General features: G+C 27.5%; 2 protein-coding genes, 1 rRNA gene, 1 pseudogene and 1 other annotated feature. All 4 genes and pseudogenes read right to left on the reverse strand.

Features of this window, described 5'->3' with window-relative positions:
- Window positions 1-209 (reverse strand): 16S ribosomal RNA (locus tag BUA48_RS15135); the annotation flags it as partial.
- An 899-nt stretch (window positions 210-1,108) separates the two neighbouring features.
- The gene (gene murD, locus BUA48_RS15140) at window positions 1,109-2,491 is read right to left on the reverse strand and encodes a UDP-N-acetylmuramoyl-L-alanine--D-glutamate ligase (protein ID WP_072832880.1); all 1,383 of its coding nucleotides are present in this window, start codon (window positions 2,489-2,491) and stop codon (window positions 1,109-1,111) included.
- Between the two features lie 1,769 nt (window positions 2,492-4,260).
- Window positions 4,261-5,652, reverse strand: coding sequence for a glycine--tRNA ligase (locus BUA48_RS15150; protein ID WP_072832882.1), 1,392 nt, complete (start codon window positions 5,650-5,652; stop codon window positions 4,261-4,263).
- Window positions 5,653-6,363: 711 nt separating this feature from the next.
- Window positions 6,364-6,529: a binding site (T-box leader), on the reverse strand.
- Window positions 6,530-7,083: 554 nt separating this feature from the next.
- Window positions 7,084-7,627 (reverse strand): annotated as a pseudogene (locus BUA48_RS15685) (hypothetical protein); the annotation flags it as partial.

The raw sequence follows: 7,627 nt of genomic DNA on the forward strand, positions 1-7,627 counted from the left end.
TCCTTTAATATTTCGACCATGCGATCAAAATATCTTATGCGGTATTACTCCTCCTTTCGGAGGGCTATCCCCCACTTACAGGCAGGTTGCCCACGTGTTACTCACCCGTCCGCCGCTAATCCGTTCCCGAAGGAACTTCATCGCTCGACTTGCATGTGTTAAGCACGCCGCCAGCGTTCGTCCTGAGCCAGGATCAAACTCTCAATTTAAAAGTTTGATTACTCAGTATTCACTGACTACTTATCTTTCGATAAGATTTTATTTATTACTCAAAGCATTTTACGAGTTGTTTCTTTATTACTCTGTTTAATTTTCAAAGACCATGTTTTTTTCATCGTTTTCTGATGACTTTTTTATGTTACCAAACTTTATTTTATTTGTCAACATTTTTTAAAACTTTTTAACTTTCGTTTAAGTTTTGCTTTTGTCATCTCTCAGCGACAAGAAATATGTTATCATATCAGATTCTTCCTATATGCTTCGAAAAATATAATTATTTAAATTTATGTTTATACTTTCTTATATTTTCTTGTATTTTCTTTTTTTTTCGTATATTGATACACTTGGAGTAGTGTCTATTATTTTTGGCTTTACAGAAATAAAAAAGAACATTTAAATAATGATTTCTCCTTATTCCAATGTTCTAATTACTACTATTCTTTTATATTATATTTATTAAACTACTATTACTCTATCTTATATTTATACTTATGGTTATATAAATACTATTTATAGTATTTTAATTTGTAATTTTCAAAACTTTAAAATATGCATATATTAAATTCATTAAAATCCTATAATATATCTATGAATAAAACTTATTAATAAATATTATTGTACAGTTCCGTTGTAACTATATACCTTACCAAATATATATCTACACTTAAGTCTCATTCAATAATATATTTTAACATTAAAATAGGCTGTAGACCATTTTCTTGTCTACAGCCTGAGGCATTTAATATAGTATATTTAAATGCCTTTATCAAAATATATAAGTTCTAATTAATATACTACATTTATATTAATCATTGAATTCCTTCTATGATGCACATCCTCTATAAATAGAATGAAGATTCTTTAGCAGAAGATATATATACATATTAATTTATTTTAGTTCTGATACTATTTCTTTAAACTTATTACCTCTTGCTTCAAAGTTAGGAAACATATCAAAGCTTGCACATGCTGGTGATAAAGTTATTATATCTCCACTTGTTGCAACTTCTTTAGCTTTTAATACAGCTTCTTCTAATGAATCCACAAGAATCATCGGTACTTCAATGCCCTTTTCCTCTTTAAGTCTATCAAACTGCTCTTTTATTTTACTCTTTGTTGCCCCTAAAATTACTATTGTTTTTATCTTATCATATCCTTCAAAGGCAAGCTTTTCAAAAGGTATGTTTTTATCATATCCCCCTGCTATAAGTATAACTGGCTTTTCAAAAGCTTTAAGTCCTGCAACTGTTCTTGTTGGACTTGAAGCTATTGAGTCATTATAATATCTAACTCCATTAACTTCTCTTACAAATTCACATCTATGCTCAACTCCTGAAAAAGTAGTCGCTACCTTTTTCATACTTTCAATACTTGCATAATCTGAAACTATAGCAAAAGCAGTAAGTAAGTTTTCTACATTATGAATCCCATGTAATTTAACCTCTTCTCTTTTACATACAGCCTTATCTCTTAAGTATAAAACTCCATCTTGTAAATATGAACCATCCTTAACTACATTTTTACTACTGAACTTCATAACCCTTCCCTTAGCTTCTTTATCTAGAGGATTAGTTATATCATTTTCCATGTTAATTACTAATAATTCATCTTCCCCTTGGAACTTGTATATATTCTTTTTAGCATCGACATACTCGTCCATATCTTTATGCATATCTAAATGATTTGGCGATAAATTAGTTATGGCTGCTACATTAGTTGAAACATCCATAGTCATAAGTTGAAAACTAGATAACTCTAACACAACCATATCATTTTCTTTTATCTCTTCTATTTTACTGAATAAAGGAGTACCTATATTTCCACCAACCCAAGTTTTGTATCCATCTGTTTTTAAAATCTCATATACTAAACTTGTTGTTGTAGTCTTACCATCACTACCTGTTATACCTAATGTAGTAGCTGGACAATATTTAACAAACTCCTCCATTTCTGAAGTTATAATAGCACCTGATTCCTTTGCCTTAACAAAAGCTGGATTATCAATTCTCATGGATGGTGTTTTAAACACTACATCAAATCCTGTTAGATCATCTAAATAAGACTCTCCTAATATTAATTGAACATTTTTACTATTAAAATCCTCTACTACACTTTTATCTAACTTATCTATTGTTTTTTTATCTAAAGCTGTAACCTTAGCTCCTAAATTAACTAAGTAGTTAATAAGAGGTATATTGCTAACCCCTATTCCCACAACAGCAACTTTCTTATTTTTAATAAATTCTTTAAACTCATTGAAGTCTCTTTTCATAATATCCTCCCTCAATATAATAAAGCTTTAATTTAACCTTATATATTAAAATTTATAATCATTCAAATATTTTAATTAACGCCTCTTATATTTCTTTACTTCTCTATACTAAATTAAATATGCTTTTTCTACCACATTGTTTACAAATTCATATATTTCCATAAGTAAGCTCAGTATAAATTCTGATTATCCTCTATCAACTATAAGAGTACATATCAATTACCCTCATATGAACATTTATATGTATGTAGTACTTTTACTTCATAAACTCTAATTTAATATAGCTTATATACATACCTATATTTTATATAGAAAACTTATCTTTATAAATCCATATAAATATCCACTAGCTCATACAGAACTAATAATATTAAGATACACCTAAAATAGATGGTAGTAATATTTCTTAATTTTTACCCTAACATTTAATTTTGCTCAATCATCATGAAAATTATAACACTTTTATCTTGCATATGTACATGAATATTAACATATATATCTTCACTTTCCCTTAATAAATTTCTTATATTGTAATACGCTTTTTGCTTATATGATTTTTCTTACCACCCATGATACCATACCATTTTTGTGTATTTTATAATCAAACTCAATATACATATTTAAATCCCACTTTATTTTGTTTTAATTTTCGGAAAATACTTTCTTTTTTATTTTGGTAATTTTTTTCTTGCAAATTTCGACTTTCAGGTGTAATATATGTATGTGCCGTAAAAATATGATATAGATAATTCCCCAAGTATAGGTTAATCATTAACATATCCCCATAATTATCACAAGATGATAGCAACCCCATGATTAACCCCTTATTTAAACCGGATGTAATCCGGTTTTTACTTTTTTTCGCACCTTAGTTACTCTTGTAAATTTATATAAAACATATAAATAATCTTAACCATATCATGAATTCTTTTTAAATACATACATTAGTACTTACCTTTTACACCAAATTACTCATTGTTTCGACTTTATTATACTCATGATTTTTCTTCATATTACTACTTAATCTTGTGTTTTACGTGCTTTATATAGATAAAGCTAAACTACACTTTCCTACTTCTTCATAATTATTTCACTATAACATTCTAAGGATAAGTTAAGTTTATCTAATCCTATATATAATTCTCAAAGTTGATTTCGCTAATCCACAAAGTAAAACCTCTCTCTTCTCTTACCACTTAATACACATAAAAAAGCAGAACTAATAATTTTACTTTTTTATATTTTTAATGCTTTATGCTTTCATTTTTACTTTTTCCTTCTTAATAACTTCTATATTTTATACGCTAAGAAAATCTTTATAAACTATACAATGGAATATACTCAAATAAAGCTCTCTATTAATACCACCTATTCTCAAAATAAAAACCATGCATAAACTGATTTATATTAAAGCAACCCTCAAGTAAAGGCATCTTAATATCATCTTAGTTATACATGGTTTTTTATATCTAAAAATTCCGCTTAATCACTCTGTAAAATTAATTAAACTATAAAATTAATTTCATTCTAAAAGAAATTACTTTATAAAATCACTTACACCATAAAGCTAGTTCACGTTATAATTGAAATTACTTCAAAGTAACTTATACCTTAGAGTTAATCCTAGCATAAGATGAACTATAATATAAATCTAGTTATAATATAAGATTAAAACACTATAAAAACAATTATTTCATAAAGTTACTTACATTATAAAATTAATTTCACCATAAACTCAATTATTTTATAAAACTACTTGTGATTTAAAATTAAAATTCAAGTTTTTCTGCAATGAATTTTTCTAATTCATTTATATTTAATCTTACTTGTTCCATAGTATCTCTATCTCTAACTGTTACACAACCATCTTCTAAAGTATCAAAGTCAATTGTAATACAGTATGGAGTACCTATTTCATCTTGTCTTCTATATCTCTTACCAATACTTCCTGTTTCATCATACTCTACATTAAACTTTTTACTTAACATAGAATATACTTCATCAGCTTTTTCTGATAATTTCTTAGATAATGGTAAAATAGCTGCCTTAAATGGAGCTAATGCAGGATGTAAGTGTAACACTGTTCTAACATCATCATTATCTAATTCTTCTTCATCGTATGCATCAACTAAAAATGCTAATGTAACCCTGTCTGCACCTAAAGATGGTTCAATACAGTATGGAACATATTTCTCATTAGTGTTTGGATCTAAGTAATTCATATCCACACCTGAGTGTTCCATATGTCTCTTAAGGTCGTAATCTGTTCTATCAGCTACACCCCATAATTCTCCCCATCCAAATGGATAAAGATATTCTATATCAGAAGTTGCATTACTATAGAAAGATAACTCTTCCTGAGCATGATCTCTAAATCTAATACACTCTTTGTTTACTCCTAAATTATATAAGAAGTTTAAGCAATATTCTTTCCAAAATGCGAACCACTCTAAATCTGTTCCTGGTTTACAGAAAAATTCAAGTTCCATTTGCTCAAACTCTCTAGTTCTAAATGTAAAGTTACCTGGAGTAATCTCATTTCTAAAAGATTTACCAATTTGAGCTATACCAAATGGTACTTTCTTTCTTGAAGTTCTTTGTACTGACTTAAAGTTTACAAAGATACCTTGAGCTGTTTCAGGTCTTAAGTATAATTCAGCTTTGCTATCCTCTGTAATACCTTGGAATGTCTTAAACATTAAGTTGAACTTTCTTATTTCAGTAAAGTTTACTTTTCCACACTTAGGACATACAATACCCTTTTCTTGAATATATTTTGTATACTCTTCATTGCTCCATCCATCAGCACTAGCATATTCAACACCTTCTGCTGTCATGTGATCCTCAATTAATTTGTCTGCTCTAAATCTAGCTTTACAATCCTTACAATCCATTAAAGGATCTGAGAAATTCCCAACGTGTCCTGTAGCTACCCAAGTTTCAGGATTCATTAATATAGCACAGTCTAGTCCTACATTATATGGACTCTCTTGAACAAATTTTTTCCACCAAGCTTTTTTAACATTGTTTTTAAGTTCAACACCTAGTGGGCCGTAATCCCAAGAGTTTGCCAATCCTCCGTAAATTTCTGAACCCGGAAATATAAATCCTCTAGTCTTACATAGTGATACTATCTTCTCCATAGTCTTTTCAACTGCCATAGTATAAACCTCCATTTCAAAATTATATATTAAATAATTTACAATTTCTTTTATATAAATTTTATTTATTAACTCATATTTTAGTTTATTATATTTAGATCTCTTAACTATACTTCACTTATATCTCACTTATTATATTTAAATCTTTTAATTACATTTCATCTATATATCACATATGTTTTAGTAATTATATTTAAATACCTTAACTATATAATTCTAAGAAGTCAGCATTAATTAATTTTACAAGTCTATGTTTTTTATTATAAGTCTTCATTGTTTTACTTTCCTGTAAACTTATAAAGTAACTCTATTAATTAAGTGCTTTAAATCTTTTTATTAATTCTTTTTATTAATTCTTTTAATCACTTTAGCTTTTAAGCTCTTTTGCTCTTTTGCTCTTTTGCTCTTTTGCTCTTTTGCTCTTTTAAAGATTATTATTGTAAAATTAAAAATAATCAACATTTTTAATTAATTTTAATCCACATTGTGAATAAGTCTAAATATCTTTTGTGGATAAAAATACTTTTCAGTGGATAAAAGCGCTTTTTAAGAAAATCACTCTCATAATATATAAACTAATATTCTACATTTGCATTATTCTTTGTATATATTCTATGATAAATGTTACATCTAAACAGAGTTAAGATTGTTTATTAGAATATATAGTTAGAAAAATTAAAATATAAATAAAAATAAAAAAAGCCCTTACCTTAAAGGGACGAAATATCATTCCGCGGTTCCACCCTTCTTGGCAATAGCCCTACTTTCAAAGCAATTACTCAAAAGCTCCCTTCGTAATAAAGCCTTAACTGTTTTCACCATCCACAGCCTCTCTAAAAAAACTATTATTACTACTCTTCTTTATCATCGTAAAATATAAAATTTGAATTTCATTTTATCAGAAACTCTATAAGTTGTCAATGAATCCATACCGTACTTATAGTCTATTATAACTGCATAATACATGATATATTTAGTTTACCATTAATATTCAAGAATATTCATTTTACAAATTTTTATAATTTTAAAAATCATTGCTTACCCTCTATTTTTATGTAAGCCTTGAATCATATATAGATTCTAATTAATATTAAACATTTCGAATAACAGTACCATTTATCCTATAATGAACGTAACTTCTAAATACAATAAAGATTCTTTATTAGACTATATATCTTCTTTAAAAAATTCTCTTAAGAAGTATATATCTAAATACAAGAAAGCTACTACACTCAGCGATGATTCTTAGTTATAGTAGCTTATATATATTAGTTACATTATTGTGCTACTTCTAGAATCTTAAAACATATTATTTTTTAAGATTCATTATTAGAATAAAAAATCCATTATAATCTAATTTAAAACACAGCTTGTTAAATACTCCAAGTACTCCCCTCACTTTAAGAAAGTACTTTTAATTATATTGCCTCTTTATTTAATAGAATACTTACGTATCAATGTTAAGGTTAATACTCCTCCAGATAAAACAAATAAGAGTGCTACAAGAAAAATCATAGTGAAGTTGTCTCCAGTTTCCGGAGTATTCATCTCAGAATGATTTGATTTTGTAGGTTTTATTATGGTAAACTCTGTATTAGCAGAACCAGTTGATGATACAATACTTATCCTATACTTACCTGTGTTAAGTGTTTTAACAAAATCTTTATTTAACGTAACAATAGTACTACCTTCTTTAAGTGTATAATTGCTTGATAAAACTTCACTTCCATTCAAAAGAACCATTTGAAAATCTTTTATATCAGCATTAGACTTAAAAGTTATCTCTTGATCATGTTTAATAGTTTGATTTAAACCTTCAATAATTTTGGGCACTATCTTCAACGTATTAATTGCATTCTCGATTGCAGCAGCATATCCATCAACAAGTTCTTGCTGTGTAATATTCTTACCTCGAACAACAGCATTAATTGCAACTGTTACAGCAGAAAAATCCTTGTAATCCTCTTTCCTTAAG

Source organism: Clostridium collagenovorans DSM 3089, from assembly GCF_900130005.1.
Classification (GTDB): domain Bacteria; phylum Bacillota; class Clostridia; order Clostridiales; family Clostridiaceae; genus Clostridium_D; species Clostridium_D collagenovorans.

What these genes read in the sequence shown, in the direction of transcription:
- BUA48_RS15150 (WP_072832882.1), bottom strand. Translation starts at nt 5,652, where the DNA reads ATGGCAGTTGAAAAGACTATGGAGAAGATAGTATCACTATGTAAGACT.
- murD (WP_072832880.1), bottom strand. Translation starts at nt 2,491, where the DNA reads ATGAAAAGAGACTTCAATGAGTTTAAAGAATTTATTAAAAATAAGAAA.